The sequence below is a fragment of the uncultured Nonlabens sp. genome (genome assembly GCF_947495285.1).
Lineage (GTDB): Bacteria > Bacteroidota > Bacteroidia > Flavobacteriales > Flavobacteriaceae > Nonlabens.
This window is the reverse complement of the sequence record NZ_CANLXZ010000008.1, coordinates 25,687-49,282: the sequence shown is the minus strand read 5'-3', so window position 1 is coordinate 49,282 and position 23,596 is coordinate 25,687. Positions and strand designations below refer to the sequence as shown.

Below are 23,596 nucleotides of genomic sequence, written 5' to 3'. Positions count from 1 at the left end.
TGTGTAAAAGCGTTTTTAATGTTAAGTTTGATTATAATTAAAAGAAAGAACGATGAAGAAATTAATAATTTTTGCAGTAATGATGGTAGGTGTATTTGCAACGGCACAAGAGGTAAAACCTACTTTTGAAAAAATGGAAGATGGTGTAGTTAAAGCTACCTATTTTCATGAAAACGGAACAGTAGCACAAACAGGAACATTCTTAAATGATAAAAGACACGGTGAGTGGATAAGCTATAGTGCTGATGGTCTTAAAACTGCTAAGGCAGAATATAAAAACGATAGAAAAGCTGGTAAATGGTTTTTCTGGAAAGGTGACCAACTTACAGAGGTAGATTATAGTGAAAATGCTATTATAGCAGTTAACACCTGGGTAAGTAAAGAGCCTGTTGCTACTAACAAACCATAGTTCACGAGTTACTTATAATCTTGAAAATCCCTTTTTAATTATTTAAAAAGGGATTTTTTTTGTAACATTATTTGTAAATGATAAAATTTTAGTAAAACTTTGTACATCGCTAAAATCACTTTATTGTGAAAAAACAACAAAACAGTAAAATAGCAAAGGAATAAATTTAGAAAATATTTTCTCAGCTTTGCAGTTATGACACCTTTAGTACTTGCCACTGGATGCAAATCTAGATCTTATAAGTATACAGAGGGAAGCGATTTTATAGGAGAATTTGATGTTGCATTTTATGATAGAATGATCCATCTTAATCCATGTGATAACAAATTGTATCTTAGGCTGTATTCACCTTCTCAACTGGAGATAGAAATAAGACCTGTACAAGTAGAATTTTAAAAAAGAAACTATGAATAATATAAAATTAATAGCGGTAATCATCATCAGTCATCTGTTTTTTGTAAGCTGCAATGATGACGATAATATCGAAACTTTACCTGCTAACCTGGGCATTTATGAATTGCAAAGTCTAGAATCCAGCATAGAAATGGACTTAGACTACGATGGTATTGCAAGCACAGATTTTAAAGAAGAGCTACAATTATTGTGGTTTTCCTTTCCATTCAGGCAGGAACATCATCATCTAGAACTATATGAATCTCAAACTAAAGGAAAATATTGGCTTGAAACAGAAGGCATGCCTAGAGATGACTATAATGGCTTTCATCAAGATTTGAATTATAGATTCAAACCTCAAGGGAGAACACATTCCCTATTTATAGAAAACGAGGAAATTGTTTCGTTCGTAGAAGATGAGCCTTATTTTAACCATTTAGATCCTACTGATATATTAGGTCAATCACGACCGTATTTAATTGAATTTGATACTTCTGATAAAATAACCATGGAGTTGACACAACACTTTTATGATCACATGATTGATGAATGGATAGAAGTCAGTTTAATAGCAAAATTTAATAAAAAAGAAGAAAATTTATAGCATTATCTTTAAGAAATCGTGTTTGATTTTTACAAAAATCCCTTTCTAAAATTTAGAAAGGGATTTTTTTTTGTGTGTGATGCTAAGTTTTAGAGTTAAACAACGACCAAATCTTAACATTCTTTTGTTTAAACTTATTATGTGATAAGTTGAACAGAGATTATCTTTACATATATATTTAAGATTATGGCAACGACTAAAAAAGCACCAGCAAAAAAGACTCCCAAAAACAAGGAAATCACTAAGCATGATATTCTTACTGCATATATGGATTATGTTCTAGAACATGAAAAAACACCTAAGTCTGTTTTTAAATTTGCTAAAGAGAACAATATGCCAGAGCAAGATTTTTATAAATTCTTTGGAAGTTTTGACAGCCTACGCAAGGATATCTGGAACACCTTCTTTACCATGACTATGGATGTCTCGCATAAAAATGAAGAATATGTTCATTTTTCTAACCGCGAGAAGATGCTTACTTTTTTCTATACTTTTTTTGAAATTTTAACTTTAAATAGAAGTTACGTGATCTACACGTTGAAAGAAAATCAGCACATGATGTCCAAAATGGAGCAACTGAAAGGTTTGCGCAAGCATGTGAAGAATTTTGCCAAAGAACTGATCATGGAACGCAATGAAAATAAGACTAACATCCTTTTAGAGCGTTCAGAAACGATTTATAGTGAAGGCGCGTGGGTACAAATGTTATTCCTTATAAAATTTTGGATGGACGACGACAGCGCTGGATTTGAAAAAACAGACATGGCGATAGAAAAATCTGTCAATACCATTTTTGACGTTTTTGATAACACACCTTTAGACGCTGTTTTGGATTTTGGTAAATTCCTTTGGAAAGAACGCATGTCTTAATAATATAGAGATCTATCTCTTTTTTAGAATTATTTGATTGTAACTATTTTTTATTGCATGTTCCGCTTTCGCAAAAGCGGAATTAATATCATCCTATGAAAACACTAGACAAAATACCTACCAGTAAAATAGGCCGTACCACAGAGCTAGTAAAAACTGGCGCTAAAATAGGTGCTAATTATATCAAGTATTATTCTAAAAAAGCAGTGAATCCTTCTATGGATAGATCTTCTCTAGACGAAGACAATGCCACTGATATTTATGATGGATTAAAGAGCTTAAAAGGTAGCGCGCTTAAGGTAGCACAAATGCTTTCTATGGATAAGAGCTTACTGCCTGGAGCTTATGTAGAAAAATTTAGTCTAGCACAATTTAGTGTCCCACCACTTTCTGCTCCTTTAGTAAGAAAAACGTTTAAAAAATATCAAGGTGCTTTTCCCGAAGAGATTTATGATACTTTTTCAAAAAATTCTGTAAACGCAGCCAGTATAGGTCAGGTACATCGAGCGACAAAAGACGGTAAAGAACTAGCGGTAAAAATTCAGTATCCTGGGGTAGCAGAGTCTATAGGTAGCGATCTTGCGATGGTAAAACCTATCGCTATAAAAATGTTTAATCTTAAAGGTGAAGATTCAAAGCGCTATTTTGCCGAGGTTGAAGATAAACTTACTGAAGAGACAGATTACACCCTTGAAGTAAAACAAAGTATTGAAATTACAGAAGCTTGCAGTCATATACCTAATTTGAAGTTCCCACAATACTATCCAGAGCTATCTAGTAAGCGCATCATTACCATGGACTGGATGACGGGACAACATTTAAGTGAATTTGCAAAAACCGAATTCGCTCAAAAAACTGGTAATAAACTAGGGCAATCGCTTTGGGATTTTTATATGTTCCAGATGCACGGTCTTAAAGCCGTCCATGCAGACCCACATCCAGGAAATTTTTTGATTTCTAAAGATGAAGAATTAATAGCTATAGACTTCGGTTGTATTAAAGAAATCGTGGACGAATTTTACCAACCGTATTTTGAGCTGGCTGTACCTGCAAGTATAAATAATCCTGCTATTTTTAAAGCAAAATTATACGAGCTAGAGATTCTACGGAAAGACGATAGTGAGAAAGAAATTATTTATTTCAGCGCATTGTTTCATGAAATGTTAAGCCTATTTACAAAACCATTTCAAGAAAAGACCTTTGATTTTGCTGATGAATCATTCTGGGATGAGATTTCTTCCCTAAGCGAGAAATACAGCAATGATAAAGAATTACGTAAGATGAACGGTAACCGTGGTAGCAAGCATTTCTTATACATTAACCGTACGTTCTTTGGCCTTTATAATCTTTTACACGATTTAAAAGCGACTGTGAATACACATGAATATGTAAAGTATCTAGAAGAGAAAGGTTTTAAAAATCATAGTGCTTTGTAGTAAGAAACCTTTATTGAAAAACAAAAAAACTTATTTCCCCTGCCTTAAAGGGTTAGGGAAAAGGTTTCTCATCTACTAAACCCAAACTTCTTTCCCCTACCCTAAAGGGTGGAAGTTTTTAGTCTGTCTTTTATTATAGCTTCTATTTCATTTTGAACCTTTTCAAAGTCTTGAATTACTTCAACGTCAGTGAATCGAATAACATCTACTTTATATTTTGAAATTTCTAAAGTTCTGTCTCGGTCTTTTTCTTGTTGCTGTCTAGTAAAATGATAACCTCCATCAACTTCTATTCCTAGTCGTAACTTATGACAGTAAAAGTCTAATATATAAAGATTAAAAGGATGTTGTCTTCTGAATTTTATCTCAAATGGTTTATTCTTTAAATAAGTCCACAATTTATCTTCAGATTCAGTAGTATTTGCGCGCAATTGAATCGCAAATCTTCTTACATCAGCGGTTGCTCCTGCAAACATTCCTTCAATTTTTAGATAATCTATTTCTTCTTTTTTCATTGTGTGACATACTAGAAGAAACCTACCCTTTAGGGTTAGGGAAAAGGTTTCGGCATTTGATCTTGAACGGTTTCCATTCCCCAACCTTGAAAGGTGCGGAAACAAAAAATTCAGGATTATTTTTAAAATTTAATAGTAACATTCAATTGTAATCTAGAAACCTACCCTTTAGGGTCAGGGAAAAGGTTTCTCTTCTATTAAACTAAAACTTCTTTCCCCAACCCTAAAGGGTGGAAGTTTTTAGCCTGTCTTTTATTATAAAATCAACTTTAAAATAGCTCTTCAAAAGGATATTCTTTATTAATCTCTTTATCTAGAAACCTACCCTTTAGGGTTAGGGAAAAGGTTTCACTTCTACTAAACCAAAACTTCTTTCCCCAACCCTAAAGGGTGGAAGTTTTTAGTCTGTCTTTTATTATAAAATCAACTTTAAAATAGCTCTCCATAAAACGAAATCATTTATGAAACGCTTTATTTAGAAACCTACCCTTTAGGGTTAGGGAAAAGGTTTCAACATTCAACCTAAAATATTATCACCATAAGGCAGTGCTTATTAAGCTCTATCGATTTATTTAAGTGTATTATTACTTTAATGGCATTATAAACCGTAAGACGGTAAGTATTCCGCTTTCGCGAAAGCGAAAAATGGAAAAACCCCTATAAAAACAAATTACATCTTTGTTTTCATAAGGGTCTTTTATTTATTATTAGATCTTCATCTATCTATTCAAAAACTCTTTTACATGATCTGTAATGAATTTAATTTGCTCGTCGTCCAGCTCTGTGTGCATAGGTAAAGAAATACATTCTTTTACTAGCTGGTTAGTCACGGTAAAGTTTTCTTCTTTATATCTATCGTCTACATAAGCTTTTTGTTTATGTAAAGGTATCGGATAATAAACACCGCAAGGAATGTTATTTGCCTGTAAATGTTTTACAAGTCCATCGCGATCTGCGTCTTTAATAACTAGTGTGTATTGATGGAAAACGTGACAGTCACAATTATCACAAACTATAGGTGTTATTATTTTTTCTTCTCCTGCAAATGCAGCTGTATACTTTCTCGCCGCATCTCTACGTGCGTTATTGTAATCATTAAGTTTAGGCAGTTTTGCTCTTAAGACTACGGCTTGCATTGCGTCTAGCCTAGAGTTAACACCTACTACGTCATGGTGGTAACGCTCGTACATACCATGATTTACAACACCTCTTATAATGTGTGCCAGCTCATCGTCATTTGTAAAGATAGCGCCTCCATCTCCATATGCACCTAAATTTTTAGATGGAAAAAAAGATGTTGTACCTACATTACCTATAGTACCAGTCTTAGACTTAGAACCATTTGCGTGCATATAATTAGAACCTATTCCTTGTGCATTATCTTCTATTACAAAAAGGTCGTGCTCGTTTGCAATAGCCATGATCTCGTCCATATTTGCCGTCTGGCCGAATAAGTGAACTGGTACAATCGCTTTAGTTTTAGGCGTTATAGCTTTTCTTATCGCGTCTGTATCGATATTAAAGTTATAAGGATTTACGTCTACTAGAACCGGCGTTAGATTTAAAAGTGCAATTACTTCTACGGTAGCTGCAAATGTAAAGTCGGCAGTAATGACTTCGTCGCCAGGTTTTAAACCTAGTCCCATCATAGCTATTTGTAAAGCATCAGTACCATTTGCACATGGTATTACATGTTTTACATCTAGATAGTCTTCTAGCTCTTTTTGAAAAGCATGAACTTCTGGTCCATTAATAAAAGCCGCCGACTCGATGACTTCTTTCAACCCATTATTCACTCTATCTTTTATTCCTTCATACTGACCTTGAAGGTCAACCATCTGTATTTTACGCATTTGCAAATTTTATTAAATTAGTGCGTTTAACCACACTAGTCCTTGTAAAAATAAGCAATAATGAGAGGAATGCCTACACCTAATTTCACACTACTCAACTGGGAGTTTTAAGGATAAGGAAACTTATAACCACTGGTTTTGGATAAATAGAGAAACTATTTTTTTTTTATATCACTACGTTTTAGTCTTGTAAATTTAACTAGTAAATGCTATTGTGCTACATTTGAAAAAAAACTGATTTTTGAAGACGTTGTATGATATTTTTTCCGCTTTTGCAAAAGCGTGCCTACCACTAGCCGGTCCCTTTAATAAAAAACTCCAATTAGGTGTTAAAGGACGTGCGAGAACATGGGATATTATAGACCAGAAAGTAAAATCTTCTCTGCCTAAAGTATGGGTACACGCAGCGAGTTTAGGAGAATTTGAACAAGTAGTGCCTGTCATTGAACATATTAACCGTGATAAATTTCAGATAATTCTTACCTTTTTCTCACCTAGCGGTTATGAGAATAAAAAGAACACTCACCTGGCAGACGTAGTTTGTTATCTACCTATAGATGCCGTAAGCAATGTGAATAAATTTATGGCAACGGTAAATCCTACGGTGGCTATTATGATTAAGTATGAATTCTGGCCTAATTATTTAAATGCGCTTAAAAAAATAGACTGTACGACTATATTAGTGAGTGGCGTTTTTAGAGATAAAATGTCATTTAATAGCTGGTATGGAAAATGGATGACTAGATCTCTAGAGAGTTTTGATTATTTCTTTTTACAGAATAATTCTTCTCTTAAAAATCTAGAAAAACTGGGTTTTACAAATGCTAGTGTAAGTGGTGATACGAGATTCGACCGTGCGAGCCAGTTGATAGAACAGGACAGTACAATAAAGCAACTAGAAGAATTTGTAGGAAACAAGAAATGCATAGTTATAGGCAGTTCCTGGCCAGAAGACATTGAGATCATGAAAAACTGGCTCAATGAAAATGAAAAGACTGGAGCTTATAAGGTCATTATCGCACCGCATGAAGTAGGAGTTTCTCACATAAATGAATTAGAAAAAACACTGAGTTATTATCCAGCCAAATGGAGCAGTCTACAAGGCTGTGTTATTCATGATTTAAAAAAGTCGTCTACCCTAATCATAGACACTATAGGTTTACTGACTAAAGCCTACAGCTATGCAGATGTTGCTTATGTAGGTGGAGCAATGGGCACAAAGGGATTGCACAACATTCTAGAAGCAGCTACCTACGGTGTACCGGTAATTATAGGCAAGAATTATGAAAAATTTCCTGAGGCTGGAAAACTAGAAGACTTAGGCGGCTTATTTTCTGTTGCGACTTCTACAGATTTTAAATCTATCGCAACCCAATTATTTGAAGACGATCATTTTAGAGATAAAAGTGGTATGATTTGTGGACACTGGATCAATAGCAATACGGGCGCAACTCGCGAGATAGTCGCTTATTTAAAAAACATCAATGAAAAACTTATTCTGGATTAGTCTCATATTACTCAACTTAAACCTAATACAAGGTCAGGACATCATTATCAAAGATGGAGCTACTCAAGAGGCGATTGCTTTTGCTACTATTAGTTTTGGTAATGGTAAAGGAACATTTGCCGACGATGAAGGTAGTTTTAGGTTTACCAAAGAATTATATAAAGATGTAGATTCTTTATTCTTTTCCAGCATCGGTTATGCAGACTTAAGTGTGTCTGTAGCCAATTTAAAATCTGAAGTTTTTTTAACTCTAGAAGCAGACGAACTAGAAACCGTAATCATAAGCGCCGCACTTACTGGCAAACATAAAGATCGCAAGCAGAAGGAAATAGGTCATGATAATTATTTTGACTGCTGGTTACCTACGGTAGAAAGTGAAATAGCCGTAAAATTTGAACGTTATGATGGCGAGCCTACACAAATTACTCAACTTAAATTACCTGTAGTTCTAGAAGAAAGTCAGCGTAGTAAGAAAGGGAAGCTACGTAAATTTTCTACGATGTTTAGAGTTAGTTTTTATGACGTGCAAGAAGATGGCAGCCCATCGAGAAAATCTTTATATCCTTCAAAAACATTTGTGATCAATCAAACTACCGAAGAGACATACGAACTAGACATTACAGAACTTAAAATAAATATTCCTAAAAATGGAATTTTTGCTTCTATACAAGTATTAGGTTATACAAAGCCCGATGGAAAATTAATCAAGGCAAAGAAATACCGAGAGATTAAAACTAGATCTGGTTTTGAGAAAGTTTCTACTACTTACCGACCGCTTTTGCCTTTTACTAAAGAAATAGAAGGTAAAAACACATGGGTACGCCGTATTTTCTTTAATAATAAGACTTGGCAATTATTTGATTTGACTTATAATCCTAACAGTAAATTAGTGCGATCTGGAAACGATGATTATGGTATGGGCGCAGAGTTTAAGGTGTTTTATAGGGATAAGTAAAGGATGAAAAAACTTATCTTTTTATTTCTATTATCAATTCTTATAGGTTGCAAAGAATCTGATTCAACAACAACTGTAATCACTAATGAGTTTAAATTAGAATTTTTAAACGAGGTGTTTTCTGACACAGTAGATATTCAAATACTTTATTCAAAAAGCGAGATAATTTCAAATTTTGGTAAAGGATAAATGTCACCTCCCTTATCTATGGATCCCGATATGATAAAGACCATTACGGGATCTGACTTTAGTTACCGTACTGCTTACTCTACAGAAAACACAGACTTGAATGAACTTGAATTAATCTCAAATAGCTTATCAGAACCTGATACGGCTTTCATTCAAAAATAAAGAAAAAGCGTTTCAACCATTGATCTTAACGAGCTATCAACTTATGGTTTCAGAATTCTTGATGTTAAAGAAATGTCTAGAAATAACTATTCTTATGAAAATATCTTAGAATCGGCAGATAGTATAAATCAAAAAACTGGTAACTACAGTTTTTTAAAATTCACAATCCCGATTTTTAATAAAGAAAAGAATCTGGCGTATATAAGGTTAGAAAAAGACGGTAGCGGTGAAGCTATTATTTTGGAGCAAAAAGAGTGTGGCTGGAAAAGGAACATACAACTTTATGAATGGGTAGAGTAAAATTTAAACCGTTACCGCTTCACTCAAATAAGTTCTAAAAGGTTTCATCTCTTTATACAACTTGATATAAAGATCTGTAAAATATGGAGATAGAATCTGTTCTCTTGTTAATGGATATTCTACGGCAAAGGTCTTTTTACGCAATAAATCAATATGCTCATGATCTTTAGGAAAACCCTTTGGTGCTGTTTTTAAAGAATTCCCATCGTCATATAATTCACCGTAAATCTTTTTAAAAGAAGGCTTTTCAATAATTGCTATTAATTCTTCTCCGTTATAATCTATGGCTTCTCTTATGGATTTGAGCACTTTGGCTTCTGGTCTATAAAAACCACCTGCTATAAAAGATTGCTCTAGTCCTACTTGTAAATAAAAATCATTTTGTTTTTCATGATATGAAAGGTCCAGCCCTGCTCCAAAATGATCTTTATAAATAGGCTTATTAGGCTGAAACATCAAATTATTATTGATCCTATTGATAGACCTTTTAACATCTGTATCTGTATAATCTGGATCGATTTCTACCAGACGCTCTTGCATTTCTGTAAGCCAATTTATAAACCATAAACGCACCGCTTGGTATTCTTTGCGGTTCACTACCATCCATTCTTTGTTATTATTGACTTGTAATCGTTCTAGAAAGTCATAAAGATGCTCAAAACCCATATTATGTCTCTTAAATAATTAGAATATCCGCTTTCGCGAAAGCGGAACAAACAACCTATTACTTCCCTTTTTTAATGCTCTGTATTTCTTCACGCAAACTATCTAGGCCTTGTTTTAAAGAAATCATCGCTTCCTCGCCTTCATGAACGTCTAGATCAAAGCTGAGCTTAGAATTCACTTCCCAAAGCTCTTTAATATCTACAACTGGTTGCTCGATAACTGGATATTCCCTATTTAAAGAAATTAAATTTACCGCTTCTGGAGATTCTGATTTGCGTAGTTTCTTCACAAGAACACTATCTGCGGTAACCACTACATGAATGCGGTTATCGTTTGCAGTGCGCACACTTTCTACCGCTTTACCCATTACCCATTCTTGAGGTTGTAAGACCGGCAACATACTATCACCTTTTACTTGAAAGGCACGATAACTTCCTTCTCTATACTGTGGTAAGGGTATATTAAACGCAGGCAAATCGTTATACCAGTCTGTATCTTGAACGTTACTCGCATATCCAGCACTTGCTTTTATAGGTACCATGATCATGTTTTCACGATCGTTAGTATCCATAGTAATGATTTTAGGAGCGGTACTCGTGCTAGTTTCTAGATACTTATTATAACTGTTACCATACAACCACAGCGGATTCACGTTAAACTGTCGCAACAACTCCGTCACGATCTTACCTGTAATTTTCTTTTTACCACGTTCAATATCTGCCGTTGTACTACCTGCATCGAGCAAGTCTGCAAATTCACTTTGTGTCTTTCCTAGGTCTTCACGAACTTGTTTAAACCTTTTTGCTTCTGTTGAAATCTCTTGTGCCATAGAACAAATATAGGGTATTTAGGAATATTTCCAATTTTAACAGTGGAATTATTCCATAATATTGGAATTATTCCATATATTTGAATCGTTAATAGGAATTATTCTAGGAATATTTCCGAAATACTATAATTATGTGTGGAAGAGCAACGATAATTACACCAGCGGCAGAATTAGAAAAGCGTTTTAATGCTGCTTTTATAAAAGGCACTGTACTTAATGAAAATGTGAACATAAGCGCAGGTAATAAAATACCTGTCATCACAAACAAGCAACCCAACCATATACAGATGTTTACCTTAGGATATACTCCTAAATGGGCACATAAACAGACGTATATGATTAATGCGCGTAGTGAAGGCGATTTGAATCCAGAGAATAATCCTAAGTATAAAGGAGCGATGGGTATTTTTAATAAACCTATGTTTAAACATGCTGTAAAATCACAACGTTGTCTAGTTCTAGTAGATGCTTTTATAGAAGGACCTAAACAAGAGAAACTTAACAAACCATATCTGGTTTATCCTAATCGCGACAGAGGCCCATTTGCTCTAGCAGGTATATATGATACATGGCAACATCCATTAACAGGAGAATTGCACCATACAGTAGCTATATTAACAAGTGCTGCAAATAGAATTACACAAAGAATAGAACACCATAGAGCACCAGTTATATTAAGTAGAGAAGATGAAGAAAAATGGCTTAATTCAGATATGTCAGTTGCAGAGCTTTCTAGAATGATGGAGCCATTTGATTCTAAAGGATTTAATGCTTATCCTATATCTTCAAAAATAAAAAGTCCTGATGCAAACGGACTTGAATTATTAAAACCTACAGGAGATAAACTTTTCAAGGATTACGATCGCTGTTTATATGAACGTCTTAAATATGCCGAAGAAGATGATTATGTTATAAGAGAAGAACGTCTAGTAGAAGGAGACCAATTTGTTTTATTTTAAAATGATTACCGACATGAATATTGAACTTATTAAAACAGAGTTAGCCCAAAGAGTAGAACAACTCGTAATTAAAAGAAAGACAGGAAAAAAAGCGACTATGAAAGTCGTACATAAAGTAAAAACCTGGTCTGATAAAGTTGCTGAAACCGAAGATCTTATCCATAAGGTTTATCATACATTACATGAGGTACTACAACAAAATGGTATTCATTTTAAAAACGAAATTGAAAAAGAGACCTTTGTGAATTTTATGGAGCCTACCGTAAATGATCTAGTTATTAAAAACATGATCGATTAATTAAGTAGCTACGCATAAATAATAAACTGATTAACATACACCTCACAAGAAAAATCTTGTGAGGTTTTTTAACCTCTTGTTTTAAAAAAGCATTTAAATAAAATCAAACAAATCGATTCCTAATAATACAGGAATAACAACTATGAGCGATAAACAAATCATGCACTTAGATCTAGACACTTTTTACGTTTCGGTAGAGAGAAAAATGGATTCACGACTAGAAAACCGACCCTTATTAGTAGGTGGTACGAGTGATCGTGGTGTGGTAGCTGCATGCAGTTATGAAACTAGAGGCTATGGTGTGCATAGTGGTATGTCTATGAAACTTGCTAGACAACTATGTCCAGAGGCAGTAGTTATAAGAGGTAATGCAGGTGCTTACTCTAGACACTCGGACGAGGTGACAGAAATTATAAAACAAGAAACCCCATTATTTGAAAAATCGAGCATCGACGAGTTCTATGCAGATCTCACTGGAATGGATCGTTTTTATGGATGTTATAAACTAGCTACAGAATTGCGTAAGAAAGTAATTAAAGAAACAGGACTACCTATCTCCTTCGGTCTATCTACTAATAAAGTTGTTTCTAAAATAGCAACCGGCGAGGCAAAACCGAATAATCAATTGATGATTAATCATGGAGAAGAAAAAGGTTTTATGGCGCCACTATCTGTAAAGAAAATACCACAAGTAGGTGATAAAACTTATCAAACCTTGAGACATCTAGGTGTAAAACGCATACACACTATTCAAGAAATGCCAGAAGAGATGTTAACTAATGTACTAGGTAAAAATGGCAGCATGATATGGCGTCGTGCACAAGGGTTAGACAACAGACCAGTTGTTGCTTTTAACGAGCGTAAATCTATAAGTACAGAGCGCACATTTGATCGAGATACCATAGATGTAAAAAAACTGAATTCTATCCTTATTGCTATGACAGAAAATTTGGCTTTTCAACTTAGACGCGGTGATAAATTAACTGGTTGTATAAATGTGAAAATTAAATATTCGGACTTTAATACTTATACAAAACAAATGCGCATTCCTTATTGCAGCGCAGACCATGTACTCATACCGCACATCTTAGAACTCTTTAAAAAACTTTATAACCGCAGACTCTTGATACGATTAATAGGAATTAGATTTTCACACATTGTAAACGGACACTACCAGATCAACCTCTTTGATGATAATGAAACAGCAATAAATCTATATATCGCTCTAGATAAAATAAGAGAAAAATATGGTGATAGAACTGTGATGAGAGCCGCCGGTATGGAGGCAAAAACAATAGGCAGAATGTTAAATCCATTTAATGGACTACCACCAGTTGTTCTTGCCCATCGCAAACAGTAGTATTAATTCTAATTAAAAAAAGCATCATTTGTACCTTAACAATCATACATATTACTCACTACGGTACGGTACATTTAATGAAGAAAACCTCATTGAACTTGCCTTAGAAAATGGCGTTAAAAAAATTGTACTTACAGATATTAATAACACCAGTGCTTGCCTTAATTTTATCAGGTTATGTGCAAAACATAAACTAGAAGGAGTACTAGGAATAGATTTTAGAAACAACCACCAACAGTTATACGTAGGCATAGCACGCAATAATGAAGGATATCAAGAATTAAACGAATTCTTATCTCTACATCTAGAAAACAAAACACCTTTTCCTGAACAGGCACCAGCATTTAAAAATGCTTTTATCATCTATCCTTTTAAAAAGGTGGTAGAAATGGATGGATCTCGCTTTCGCGAAAGCGAATACATAGGAATCTCTATCGCCGCATTACGCAAACTGCCTTTTACCAAATATGTGAAAATGAAGGATAAACTGGTCGTAATGCAAACGGTTAGTTTTAGAAACAAAAGAGATTTTAATGCACATAGATTACTGCGTTGTATAGATTTAAACATTTTATTAAGTCAGATGCCCGTCTCACAACAAGGAGATTTTGAGGATCAAATGATACCTGTTCAGGAGATTAAAAAGACATTTGAAGACTATCCTTTTATCATTGAAAACACCACTCTGTTATTAGATCAATGTCGCATTAGTTTTGATTTTGAAAATGCACAACTTAATGCAAATCAACATATTTACTCTACAAGTAAACAAGCCGACTATAAAAAACTTAAACAACTGGCTTATAACGGAATTGAAAACAGGTATGGCGATAAGGAAGATAAAAGCGATGTAATTGAACGCATAGAAAAGGAAATAGGAATCGTAAAAAAGAAAGGCTTTGTCGCTTATTTCTTAATCAACTGGCGTATTTGTGAATATGCACGCACTAAAGGTTATTTCTATGTAGGACGTGGTAGTGGTGCCAATAGTATTCTTGCTTATTTGCTGCAAATAACTGATGTAGACCCTATAGAATTAGATCTATATTTTGAACGTTTTATAAATGATTATAGAACGAGTCCACCAGATTTTGATATTGATTTTTCTTGGGATGATCGAGAGGATATAACAAGATTTATTTTTGACGAGTTTAAGAACGTCTCTTTACTAGCGACATACAACACCTTTCAATACCGAGCGGTTATTAGAGAACTAGGTAAGGTTTTTGGTCTACCACGAGCAGATATTGATATGCTTACTACAGGTAATTTTAAACCAGAACGTCTAGATCAAATGCATGAGCTGGTTCTTAAGTACAGTCATTTAATAAAAGGCATGCCTAACTATACCAGCATACATGCCGGTGGTATTTTAATTACTGAAAGGCCCGTACATTATTACAGCGCGACCAGTTTACCGCCTAAGGGGTATCGCACGGTGCAATTTGACATGCACATTGCCGAGGATGCTGGAATACACAAATTTGATATTCTCGCTCAACGTGGTCTAGGTAAAATACGTGATGCGATAGAAATAGTAAAGTACAATCAGCCAGATGCGCAAATTGCAAACGTACATACTGACATAAAAAAATTCATGAAAGATCCTGAGATCAACAGCATGATCTCACAGGCAAAATGTATAGGTTGTTTTTATATAGAATCACCAGCTATGAGAATGCTATTGAGCAAACTAGCAACTAACGATTATATAGGACTAGTTGCAGCCAGTTCTGTGATACGACCTGGTGTTGCTCAAAGCGGTATGATGCGCGAGTTTATTTTACGCACGCGGTATCCAGAAAAACGTAAAGAAGCGCACCCTATCATGCAGGAAATAATGCCAGAGACTTATGGGATAATGGTCTATCAAGAAGATGTTATAAAAGTCGCACATTATTATGCAAAACTAGACCTTGCCGAAGCTGATGTACTGCGTCGTGGAATGAGCGGTAAATACAGGTCACGAGAAGAGTTTCAAAAAGTAGAGAACAAGTATTTTAAAAATTGTCTGGACCTAGGACATGATATTGTACAGACTAAAGAGATATGGAATCAGATCAAGAGTTTTGCTGGATACGCTTTTGCCAAAGGTCACTCTGCATCCTACGCTGTAGAGAGTTATCAAAGCCTTTATTTAAAACGCTATTTCCCGTTAGAGTATATGGTAGCAACATTAAATAATGGTGGTGGCTTTTACAGCCCAGAACTTTATATACATGAAGCTAGAATGTGTGGTGCGATTATAGAACCACCATGTATTAACCATAGTAACATAGCAAATATTATTAAAGGTAATAGTATCTATCTAGGTTACAGTTACCTTAAAGAACTAGAGAAGAAAACGATGATACGTCTTATAGAGGCGCGTCATTTAGATGGCTTATTTATTTCTCTAGAAGATTTTATAAATCGTGTTCTTATAAGTATAGATCAGCTATCTATTTTAATACGTATCGATGCTTTTAGATTTACCGGCATGGATCGTTATGAGTTATTATGGCAGGCGCATTATAAACTAGATAAATCTCCACAAACATATATTCAGAATAAATTATTTGTTCCTGAACATAGAGCAGCTACCATACCGCAATTACACACCACTAGATTAGAACTAGCTTATGAACAGATTGAATTATTAGGTTTTCCCTTGTGCTCTCATTTTGAATTATTAGTAGAAGAACCTATAAATAGTTATGATCTAGAAGACATGAAAACACATCATAACAAAATGATACTCATTTATGGTTATGTAGTTAACATTAAAACGACTCATACAGCAAAGGGCAAACGCATGCAGTTTGGTACATTTTTAGACCGTAACGGTAGGTTTTTTGATACGGTTATGTTTCCGCCAGTAGCTGCAAAAATCACCTTTCGCGGAAGCGGTATTTATAAAATATATGGTAAGGTCGTAGAAGAATTTGACTTCTATTCTATCGAAGTACATGACATGCAAAAAGCAGATTATATTCAAGATCCACGATATGCAGAAGAAAACCCACAGACCATACAGCGGCTAGATAAACAATCCAGTCTACGTGACCGAAGAATGGGAAATAGCAATGGTTACCGTAAACAAGAATTACCGCATGAGAAAATGGAGATTCATCAACCTGGTGGGTCTAGAAAATCTCGTCAAGTGTAATGAGAGTTAAATTAAACTGAGATAAAACTAGCCGATGCCTTACTGCGAAGGCATGACAGAATGATTAAAGGAATAGTACCTTGAATAGGTATTGAATTAAAAGAGACATCCACCTGCGTGGACCATTAATATGAACTACGAGAGAATAAAAGAGAAACTAGAAATACTAGCTGACGCGGCAAAATATGACGTAAGCTGCAGCAGTAGTGGTAGTAAACGACAAAATAAGAATAAAGGATTAGGTGATTCTAGCGGTATGGGAATATGTCATACTTATACAGAAGATGGCCGCTGTGTATCGTTACTTAAGATTTTACTGACTAATGTATGCATTTTTGATTGCGCTTATTGTGTAACCAGAAAGTCTAATGATATAAAACGTGCTGCTTTTACTGTGCAAGAAGTTGTTGACCTGACCATTAATTTCTACCGTCGTAACTATATAGAAGGATTGTTCTTGAGCTCTGGTATTTTTAAAAGTCCAGATGCTACTATGGAAAGACTCATACGCGTGGCTAAGAAACTAAGAGAAGAAGAAAACTTTAATGGTTACATACATTTAAAGTCTATTCCAGGAGCTAGTGATGAATTAATGCAGGAAGCAGGCTTATATGCTGACAGATTATCTGTAAATATTGAAATCCCAACTAAGGCTGGACTAAAGTTACTCGCACCAGATAAAGACCATAAGGATTTTATCAAACCGATGAAGGCTGTACAAAATTCTATTCAAATCTATAAATCTGAAAAGAAACTTATTAAAAGCACTCCTATTTATGCACCTGCAGGCCAGAGCACACAAATGATAGTAGGTGCTACCGGAGAAAGTGATCGAGATATCATGTACAGCGCAAATTTTTTCTATGATAAATTCCAGATGAAACGTGTCTATTACTCTGGTTATATACCTGTGGCAAATGATTCTAGACTACCTGCCATAGGTACTGAAGTCCCTATGATGCGAGAGAACAGACTTTATCAAACGGACTGGTTACTGCGCTTTTATGGTTTCAACGTTAAAGAGATTTTAAACGACACGCATCAAAATTTAGATATGGATATAGATCCTAAGTTATCATGGGCATTGCGCAACCTAGATCTGTTTCCTATAGATATCAATAAGGCAGATAAAAGAATGCTGGCGCGAGTGCCTGGTATAGGAATGCGATCTGTAGGAAAAATTTTAAGTGCAAGACGTTACAGGAAATTAAACTGGGAACATTTAAAGGCGATAGGTATTTCTATGAATAGATCTAAATATTTTATGACCTGCGACTCTCGTGAATTTGAATCTAGAGATCTAACTAGTGCAAAGATCAAGAACTTAATCCTGCTAGATTCTAGCAGCAAGTACCACAAGAACTTCAGTAACCAATTAAATTTATTCTCATGACCACGACCTTATTATATGATGGTAGTTTAAATGGTTTAATGACTGCTATTTTTACGATTTATGATCGTAAGATAAAACTGCCTATTATAGCACTAGATTCTCGAACACAGAACGACCTTTTTGAAGGGACAGAGCTGGTAATTACAGATCCTGATAAAGCACAACGTGTATGGAATCGCTTTAAATCTTTATGTAATCATCACGATTCTCATCAAGTGTACTGTGCTTTTTTAAGTGAAATAATAGGTATAGAAAACACCATTTATGAGTACTTAAAAATGACTTTTATTGATCAAAAAGCGCCTAGTGGTGATTATGCAAACACGACTGTGCTAAAACTATCACAGGCTGCAAAAATGGTAGGTCGTGAAAAGCACCGTATGGAGGCTTTTGTACGTTTTCACCTTATCGATGAAGAAACTTATTACGCTAACATAGAACCAGATTTTAATGTTTTACCCCTTATAATGAAGCATTTTAAAAATCGCTATGCCGACCAGAAATGGATCATATATGATTTAAAACGTAATTACGGAATTAGTTATGATCTTAAAACCGTCCAAGAGGTGCAAATAGATTTTAATAAAGCGCGAGGTCAACGTGGTATTTTAAACACAACTATTTCTGGAAAAGATGATGAAATGACTGTAAAGGGTAGCTTCCGCGAAAGCGAGAACAACTACAAAGATCTCTGGAATCAATATTTTAAAAGTACCAATATAGAGTCTAGAAAAAATTTAAAACTACACTTACAGCACGTTCCAAAAAGATACTGGAAGTATTTAAGTGAGAAAGTATAATTATATTAAAAAGAAGATTCCCCAAGGATAGAATTAATTCTACTTTTGGGGAATCTAAGTATTTGTACAGAACCTATTTCGTCTTAGTGGTGTCTGTTTTTGTTTTCTTCTTACCGAACAAGTTATTAATTAAACCACTAGCAGCTTCTTTTACCTTGTCTTTAGTTTCTGTAGAAACTGGCTGGGTTGTTCTTGTTGAATCTTTAGGTGTAGTCACCTTAGTAGAATCGCTAGCCTTAGTATCGTTACCTTTTATTACATCTTTAATACCAGTTAAAGGATTGTTACCACTTATAATATCATTCACAGCATTATTTAACGCGTCTTCTCCTTTGTCTTTTAATTTTGTCTTTTGAATTTCTATAATCTGATTAGTTAAGTTTTTAACTGCAAGGTCTAGATTTAAATCTATTTTAGGACTTAAAAATGATCCAGAAAATTTAACTGGAATAGGCACCTTAATTTTCTCTACGTCTTCAGCTTGTAATTTAGAAAGTAAACCGGCGGCTTCTTTACCTAAGTATTTTGCAGGTACATCTAACGCTAGTGTGTAATCCATCTCATTAGTAAGACTGTGATTACCACTGGCAGTAGCTTTAATATCTTTAATATTAAAATCAAATGGTGACACTTGTACAGCACCGTCCTTAAAATTGACATTTGTAGCAATATCAGATAGATCAAATTTTTCTAAATCTATGAAGCTTATTTTATTGTCTAGCTTGCCCAATAAAGGGTTGTTAGCCGCATTAATATCCTTAGTCAACACTTGTGCAAAAGCATCTCCTACAACTGTACCTAAAATAGGTGACAGCTCATTATCTAAATTTCCAGATAGGGTAATATCGGTATTGATTTTACCTTGTAATGATTTTAGAATAGGAACAAAGGATTTAAACATATCAAATCCTTCAAATGATTTTGCAATATCTAGATTTTTCATATCCAGCACCATATTAAAGACAGGCGTATCTCCCTTTGTACTTACCGAACCGTTTACACCTATATTACCGTCAAAAATATCGGTCTTTACATTATTAAGCGTTAGTGTCTCATCACGCACTAATGCTATACCACTAACATTCTTTAAATCTAATCCATCGTACAAAACGCGATTTGCCTGAAAGTCTAAATTTGCATCTAGAAAAGCCGGTATTTTAATAGCCTCTTTTGTAGTGGATGATGTAGAATTCTGCGTTTTATCGGTTGCTTTTTGCGCTGGTGTTACCTCTGTAGCAGTCATAAAGTCTGACGCATCAAGTGTATTAGAACTTACATTAAATGTTCCTTTAAGGTCTTGATCTTGCAACAAGAATCCTACTAGGTTATTAATAGTACCACTCGCTTTTAAATCTGTATTACCAGTTTGCGCGTCAAAATCTTCTAGTTTAATTCTAGAAGTAGTCATATTTACAATTGCCTTATTAATAGTAAGAGGCTTAGTCATAGCATCACCTACATACTTAAAATCTGTTAGGCTAGCAGTTCCTTTAGTAGTGATACGCTCATAACGTTCTTTCTCGATACTTTTCATATCAAACTTTGCTGCCATATCCAGCGCTAGTTTACCATCTAGTGTCATGCCGTCTGGAAGAGGAAATGCTTGTGCAAGGTTTTGAAAATTTAGATTTCCTTGTGCATTAATATCTACGTCCATATTAGTAGTTAGGTTTTTAATCATCGCACTACCACTTATTCTATCACTACCTATATGGAATGAAGTTTGAGCCACATTAAAATAGGTATCATCTACATTACCTGTATCGTTTTTAAGCTGTGCATTTATATTTATATTAGTTACCGTTTTAGGCAAATCTGGATATTTAAAAGAAGCATTATTAGAACTTATTCTAATATCCATTTTTGGAATGCGTGTATCATCTACCGCACCTTTTATCGTCCCATTTACTGTAAAATCTCCAGTAGTGGTTATGCCTGCAAGGTTTTTACGATACGTTTCTGGAATTACTGCAAAGAAGTTTTTAAAGTCAGAAGATGGTGTGTCAAAGCTTAGATCTACCATAGTATAAGCGTCTTCTAGCTCTACAAAACCATTTAGCTTTAATTCTAAATCGTTGATGAATGCTTTGTTTTCTTGGAACATATACTTTTGGTTTTCTAGATCCATGAGAATCTCTGCATCGAGTTTTACCTGTTGTCCAGATAAATAATCAATTCCATCCATGGTATAAAAAACAAGTGCTTCTGTATAGGTGTCTAATGTACTCTGTCCCAAAGAAAAATCACCGTTACCAGAATGATTCATTTGAGACATCGCAAACTTCATTTGCGTACTCTTATCTTCATAAGTAAGCTGTGTATTTGTAAGCTCATAATGTTTCAGATCAAAAGAGAATCCAGTACCTTCTTCTATTGTATCTGCCTGAGCAGTCACTGCAGCTGTGTCTTCCTTTGCAATATCCCAACTGGAATTACCTTCTTCATCTACCGTAAGACGGCTTACTGCACCATTAACTATCAACTCATTAACATGGATAGACTCGCTAGCGTCGTTAAATAAATCACCTATAGGCAAGTCTAGTTTTACCTCTCTACCATAGAATAAAGTATCACCAGCAAATGGTGCTTTATTGATAATGGAAACACCTTCTATGTTTAATCGTGCATCTGGAAAGGCACTGAAAAGGCTCAAATCTACATCAGCAAAATCAATTTGAGCATCCATAGATGCATTGAGTTTATCTTTAATAATTTGGGCTATTTGATCTTTAAAGAAAAATGGTGCTGCAACGACCAAAATGATAACGGCTAGCAACGTGACTCCTAATATTTTAAATAACTTTTTCATGATTTCTTTTTAATCAATTTTAATTTCTTCTCCTATTTCCAGTTTAAATAAACGTCTAAAAATGTAAACACCACCATACAATAATAGCGTATCTATTAATGCTACCAGCATTTTAAACAGGAAACCAGCCGTTAATAAGGGCCAGAATTGTTCCCATAACAATACCTCAAAATAACACAAGAACAATAACACGCTTAAAGTATCAACAAACTGCGAAAATACCGTGCTGAAGTTATTACGCAACCAGAGCATCTTACCACCAGTAAGTTTTTTCCAAAAATGATAAATATGTATATCTACAAATTGAGCAAATAAATAAGCGGTCATACTCGCTACTACAGCAATAGTCGTTGCACCAAACACTTTATTAAAAACGGCATCCTGAATAGGGCTACCATCTATAGCAGGTGTAACGGCTGCAACAGCAACTATTCCTAAACTAAATACAGATGCAAATATACCTGCTAGAACTAGATCATTTGCTTTACGACGCCCATAAATCTCACTAACTAAATCGGTTACAAGAAATGTTATAGGATAGGGTAATAACCCTACTGATATTTCAAAATTATAAAGTCCCATGGGATTCCAATGGAAGAATTTTTGAAATATAAGGTTAGAAACCACTAGCGAGCAAATAAATAATGCACCGAGCACTAAATAAATGCGATGAGCCAGACGTAGTTTTCTACCCGTGAGTGTCTTCATAATTATGGTAAAAGTACTTCAACAGTGTGTTATTATTCCTTAATTTGCTGCAAAATTTAAAAGTATCTCAACAAATCATAACCATAATATATTCATTGCATTAGGCAGCAATATAGGGGACAGAGCACAACACCTCGTAGATGCTGTACGTCGTATAGAAATGCAATTAGGCCTTATTATTAAAGTTGCTGGCGTGTATGAAGTCCCTGCAGCTGGGTTTAATGGTGGTGATTTTTTAAATACTTGTATACTCGTCCATAGTAACAAAACAGCTCTACAGGCTATAAATATTTTACAGCAAATAGAGCAAGACATGGGCCGCGTACCACGTACTGGAGATGTTTATGAAGATCGAGTAATTGATCTAGATATTGTACTTTATGACCACCAGGTTATCGATACTCCACATCTACAGATACCGCACAGTAAAATGCAAGATCGTAATTTTGTAATGCAGCCGCTGGTAGATATTGCCGCAAAAATCGAGCACCCTGTATTGGGTAAAACCATGCAAGAAATTTCTAATAGTCTAGAGCAACTAGAAAATAAGGTGGTTGTTGAAATTCCGCTTTCGCGAAAGCGGTATCCTATCCAAGACCTTAACTTTATAGCCATTGAGGGAAATATAGGTAGTGGAAAAACCAGTCTCACACATAAATTATCAGAAGATTTTAATGCAAAACAAGTTTTAGAACGTTTTGCAGACAATCCTTTTTTGCCTCTTTTTTATGAAGATAAAGAACGGTATTCTTTCCCACTAGAAATGTCCTTTCTAGCCGATAGGTACCAGCAATTAAGCGATGATGTTGCGCAACAAGATCTTTTTAAAGAATTTACCGTAGCTGATTATTATGTAGTTAAGTCACTTATTTTTAGTAAAATAACACTAGAAAAAGAAGAGTACTCTTTATATAAACGCCTTTTTAATATGATGTATAAAGAACTGGTTAAGCCAGATTTATACATCTACCTCTATCAAACAGAAGATAGATTGCTCGAGAATATTAAAAAACGCGGCCGTGAATATGAGAAAAACATAGAAGCCAGCTACCTCTCTCAAATACAGCAAGGCTATGCCGATTTTATAAGATCGCAGCAAGAGTTAAAAGTAAAAGTGATCGATGTAAGTGACCTGGATTTTGTGAATAATCAAGAAGATTATTTAAAGGTGCTGGAGTTGATTCTAGAGGATTAGAGTTTACTACATGATTATATCGTTTAAGACATTCACTTTCTAATTGACTATCGGCTGCAGAATAAAAGTCTTCTTTTAATCGTCATTACCTTGTAGAGCAGAATCGCTTTAAAGTTTTCTCAATTTACTTGAAATCTATATTATCATATTTCTCCCAAGGATAGAATTTATTTTACCTATAGCAAAAACTTAGTTTGACACAAAAAAAACCACCTTATTTCTAAGGTGGTCTTATAGA

The 23,596-nt window shown here is 34.7% G+C and carries 23 protein-coding genes; 17 read left to right on the top strand and 6 right to left on the bottom strand.

Annotated features, from left to right (window positions below; translation table 11 throughout):
* Positions 1-52: 52 nt before the first annotated feature.
* From Q0838_RS04775 to Q0838_RS04755, 5 genes are all read left to right on the top strand, one after another.
* Positions 53-409: a nicotinic acid mononucleotide adenyltransferase gene (locus Q0838_RS04775; protein ID WP_298951933.1), complete on the top strand. Its 357-nt coding sequence runs from the start codon at positions 53-55 to the stop codon at positions 407-409.
* Between the two features lie 195 nt (positions 410-604).
* Complete coding sequence (locus Q0838_RS04770) at positions 605-805, top strand: hypothetical protein (RefSeq protein ID WP_298951931.1); 201 nt, start codon at positions 605-607, stop codon at positions 803-805.
* Between the two features lie 10 nt (positions 806-815).
* Positions 816-1,406 (top strand): hypothetical protein, encoded by a 591-nt coding sequence (locus Q0838_RS04765; RefSeq protein WP_298951929.1) that lies wholly within the window; start codon positions 816-818, stop codon positions 1,404-1,406.
* 186 nt (positions 1,407-1,592) lie between these two features.
* The gene (locus tag Q0838_RS04760; protein ID WP_298951927.1) at positions 1,593-2,276 is read left to right on the top strand and encodes a TetR family transcriptional regulator C-terminal domain-containing protein; all 684 of its coding nucleotides are present in this window, start codon (positions 1,593-1,595) and stop codon (positions 2,274-2,276) included.
* 95 nt (positions 2,277-2,371) lie between these two features.
* Complete coding sequence (locus Q0838_RS04755) at positions 2,372-3,712, top strand: AarF/UbiB family protein (RefSeq protein ID WP_298951925.1); 1,341 nt, start codon at positions 2,372-2,374, stop codon at positions 3,710-3,712.
* A 101-nt stretch (positions 3,713-3,813) separates the two neighbouring features.
* Here the strand turns inward: Q0838_RS04755 and Q0838_RS04750 are convergent, their stop codons facing one another.
* Positions 3,814-4,227 (bottom strand): endonuclease domain-containing protein, encoded by a 414-nt coding sequence (locus tag Q0838_RS04750; RefSeq protein WP_298951923.1) that lies wholly within the window; start codon positions 4,225-4,227, stop codon positions 3,814-3,816.
* A 719-nt stretch (positions 4,228-4,946) separates the two neighbouring features.
* A complete protein-coding gene (locus Q0838_RS04745) occupies positions 4,947-6,080 on the bottom strand; it encodes a DegT/DnrJ/EryC1/StrS aminotransferase family protein (protein ID WP_298951921.1) in 1,134 nt (377 codons plus the stop codon).
* A gap of 241 nt (positions 6,081-6,321) precedes the next feature.
* Here Q0838_RS04745 and Q0838_RS04740 point away from each other — a divergent pair, with 241 nt between their 5' ends.
* The 5 genes from Q0838_RS04740 (at position 6,322) to Q0838_RS04720 (ending at position 9,193) form a co-directional block, all read left to right on the top strand.
* The gene (locus tag Q0838_RS04740) at positions 6,322-7,587 is read left to right on the top strand and encodes a glycosyltransferase N-terminal domain-containing protein (RefSeq protein WP_298951919.1); all 1,266 of its coding nucleotides are present in this window, start codon (positions 6,322-6,324) and stop codon (positions 7,585-7,587) included.
* Positions 7,565-8,542, top strand: coding sequence for a carboxypeptidase-like regulatory domain-containing protein (locus Q0838_RS04735; RefSeq protein ID WP_298951917.1), 978 nt, complete (start codon positions 7,565-7,567; stop codon positions 8,540-8,542). Before Q0838_RS04740 ends, Q0838_RS04735 begins: the two co-directional genes overlap by 23 nt.
* Positions 8,543-8,545: 3 nt before the next feature.
* On the top strand, positions 8,546-8,731 hold the full coding sequence (locus tag Q0838_RS04730) for a hypothetical protein (protein ID WP_298951915.1): 186 nt from the start codon (positions 8,546-8,548) through the stop codon (positions 8,729-8,731).
* Positions 8,732-8,893, top strand: a complete 162-nt coding sequence (locus Q0838_RS04725) for a hypothetical protein (RefSeq protein WP_298951914.1) — start codon at positions 8,732-8,734, stop codon at positions 8,891-8,893. It begins immediately after the preceding gene.
* A 72-nt stretch (positions 8,894-8,965) separates the two neighbouring features.
* Positions 8,966-9,193 carry a hypothetical protein gene (locus tag Q0838_RS04720; protein ID WP_298951913.1) on the top strand — a complete coding sequence of 76 codons (228 nt, stop codon included), beginning with the start codon at positions 8,966-8,968 and terminating at the stop codon, positions 9,191-9,193.
* Between the two features lie 3 nt (positions 9,194-9,196).
* Here Q0838_RS04720 and Q0838_RS04715 read toward each other — a convergent pair whose 3' ends face one another.
* Positions 9,197-9,859: a DUF2461 domain-containing protein gene (locus tag Q0838_RS04715; protein WP_298951912.1), complete on the bottom strand. Its 663-nt coding sequence runs from the start codon at positions 9,857-9,859 to the stop codon at positions 9,197-9,199.
* Between the two features lie 58 nt (positions 9,860-9,917).
* Complete coding sequence (locus tag Q0838_RS04710) at positions 9,918-10,688, bottom strand: S24 family peptidase (RefSeq protein ID WP_298951911.1); 771 nt, start codon at positions 10,686-10,688, stop codon at positions 9,918-9,920.
* Positions 10,689-10,819: 131 nt separating this feature from the next.
* Between Q0838_RS04710 and Q0838_RS04705 the strand changes: the two genes are divergently transcribed.
* The 6 genes from Q0838_RS04705 (at position 10,820) to Q0838_RS04680 (ending at position 18,646) form a co-directional block, all read left to right on the top strand.
* Complete coding sequence (locus tag Q0838_RS04705) at positions 10,820-11,647, top strand: SOS response-associated peptidase (protein WP_298951910.1); 828 nt, start codon at positions 10,820-10,822, stop codon at positions 11,645-11,647.
* Positions 11,648-11,660: 13 nt separating this feature from the next.
* Complete coding sequence (locus Q0838_RS04700; protein ID WP_298951909.1) at positions 11,661-11,945, top strand: hypothetical protein; 285 nt, start codon at positions 11,661-11,663, stop codon at positions 11,943-11,945.
* A 142-nt stretch (positions 11,946-12,087) separates the two neighbouring features.
* On the top strand, positions 12,088-13,305 hold the full coding sequence (gene dinB, locus Q0838_RS04695; RefSeq protein ID WP_298951908.1) for a DNA polymerase IV: 1,218 nt from the start codon (positions 12,088-12,090) through the stop codon (positions 13,303-13,305).
* Between the two features lie 28 nt (positions 13,306-13,333).
* A complete protein-coding gene (gene dnaE, locus Q0838_RS04690; RefSeq protein ID WP_298951907.1) occupies positions 13,334-16,453 on the top strand; it encodes a DNA polymerase III subunit alpha in 3,120 nt (1,039 codons plus the stop codon).
* A gap of 130 nt (positions 16,454-16,583) precedes the next feature.
* A complete protein-coding gene (locus Q0838_RS04685; RefSeq protein WP_298951906.1) occupies positions 16,584-17,846 on the top strand; it encodes a putative DNA modification/repair radical SAM protein in 1,263 nt (420 codons plus the stop codon).
* Positions 17,843-18,646 carry a TIGR03915 family putative DNA repair protein gene (locus tag Q0838_RS04680; protein ID WP_298951905.1) on the top strand — a complete coding sequence of 268 codons (804 nt, stop codon included), beginning with the start codon at positions 17,843-17,845 and terminating at the stop codon, positions 18,644-18,646. Before Q0838_RS04685 ends, Q0838_RS04680 begins: the two co-directional genes overlap by 4 nt.
* A gap of 73 nt (positions 18,647-18,719) precedes the next feature.
* Here Q0838_RS04680 and Q0838_RS04675 read toward each other — a convergent pair whose 3' ends face one another.
* On the bottom strand, positions 18,720-21,455 hold the full coding sequence (locus Q0838_RS04675) for an AsmA-like C-terminal region-containing protein (protein ID WP_298951904.1): 2,736 nt from the start codon (positions 21,453-21,455) through the stop codon (positions 18,720-18,722).
* A 9-nt stretch (positions 21,456-21,464) separates the two neighbouring features.
* Positions 21,465-22,163: a queuosine precursor transporter gene (locus tag Q0838_RS04670; RefSeq protein WP_298951903.1), complete on the bottom strand. Its 699-nt coding sequence runs from the start codon at positions 22,161-22,163 to the stop codon at positions 21,465-21,467.
* Positions 22,164-22,227: 64 nt separating this feature from the next.
* On the opposite strand from Q0838_RS04670, the gene folK reads away from it, so the two are divergent.
* The gene (gene folK, locus Q0838_RS04665; RefSeq protein WP_298952032.1) at positions 22,228-23,358 is read left to right on the top strand and encodes a 2-amino-4-hydroxy-6-hydroxymethyldihydropteridine diphosphokinase; all 1,131 of its coding nucleotides are present in this window, start codon (positions 22,228-22,230) and stop codon (positions 23,356-23,358) included.
* The last annotated feature ends 238 nt before the right edge of the window (positions 23,359-23,596 follow it).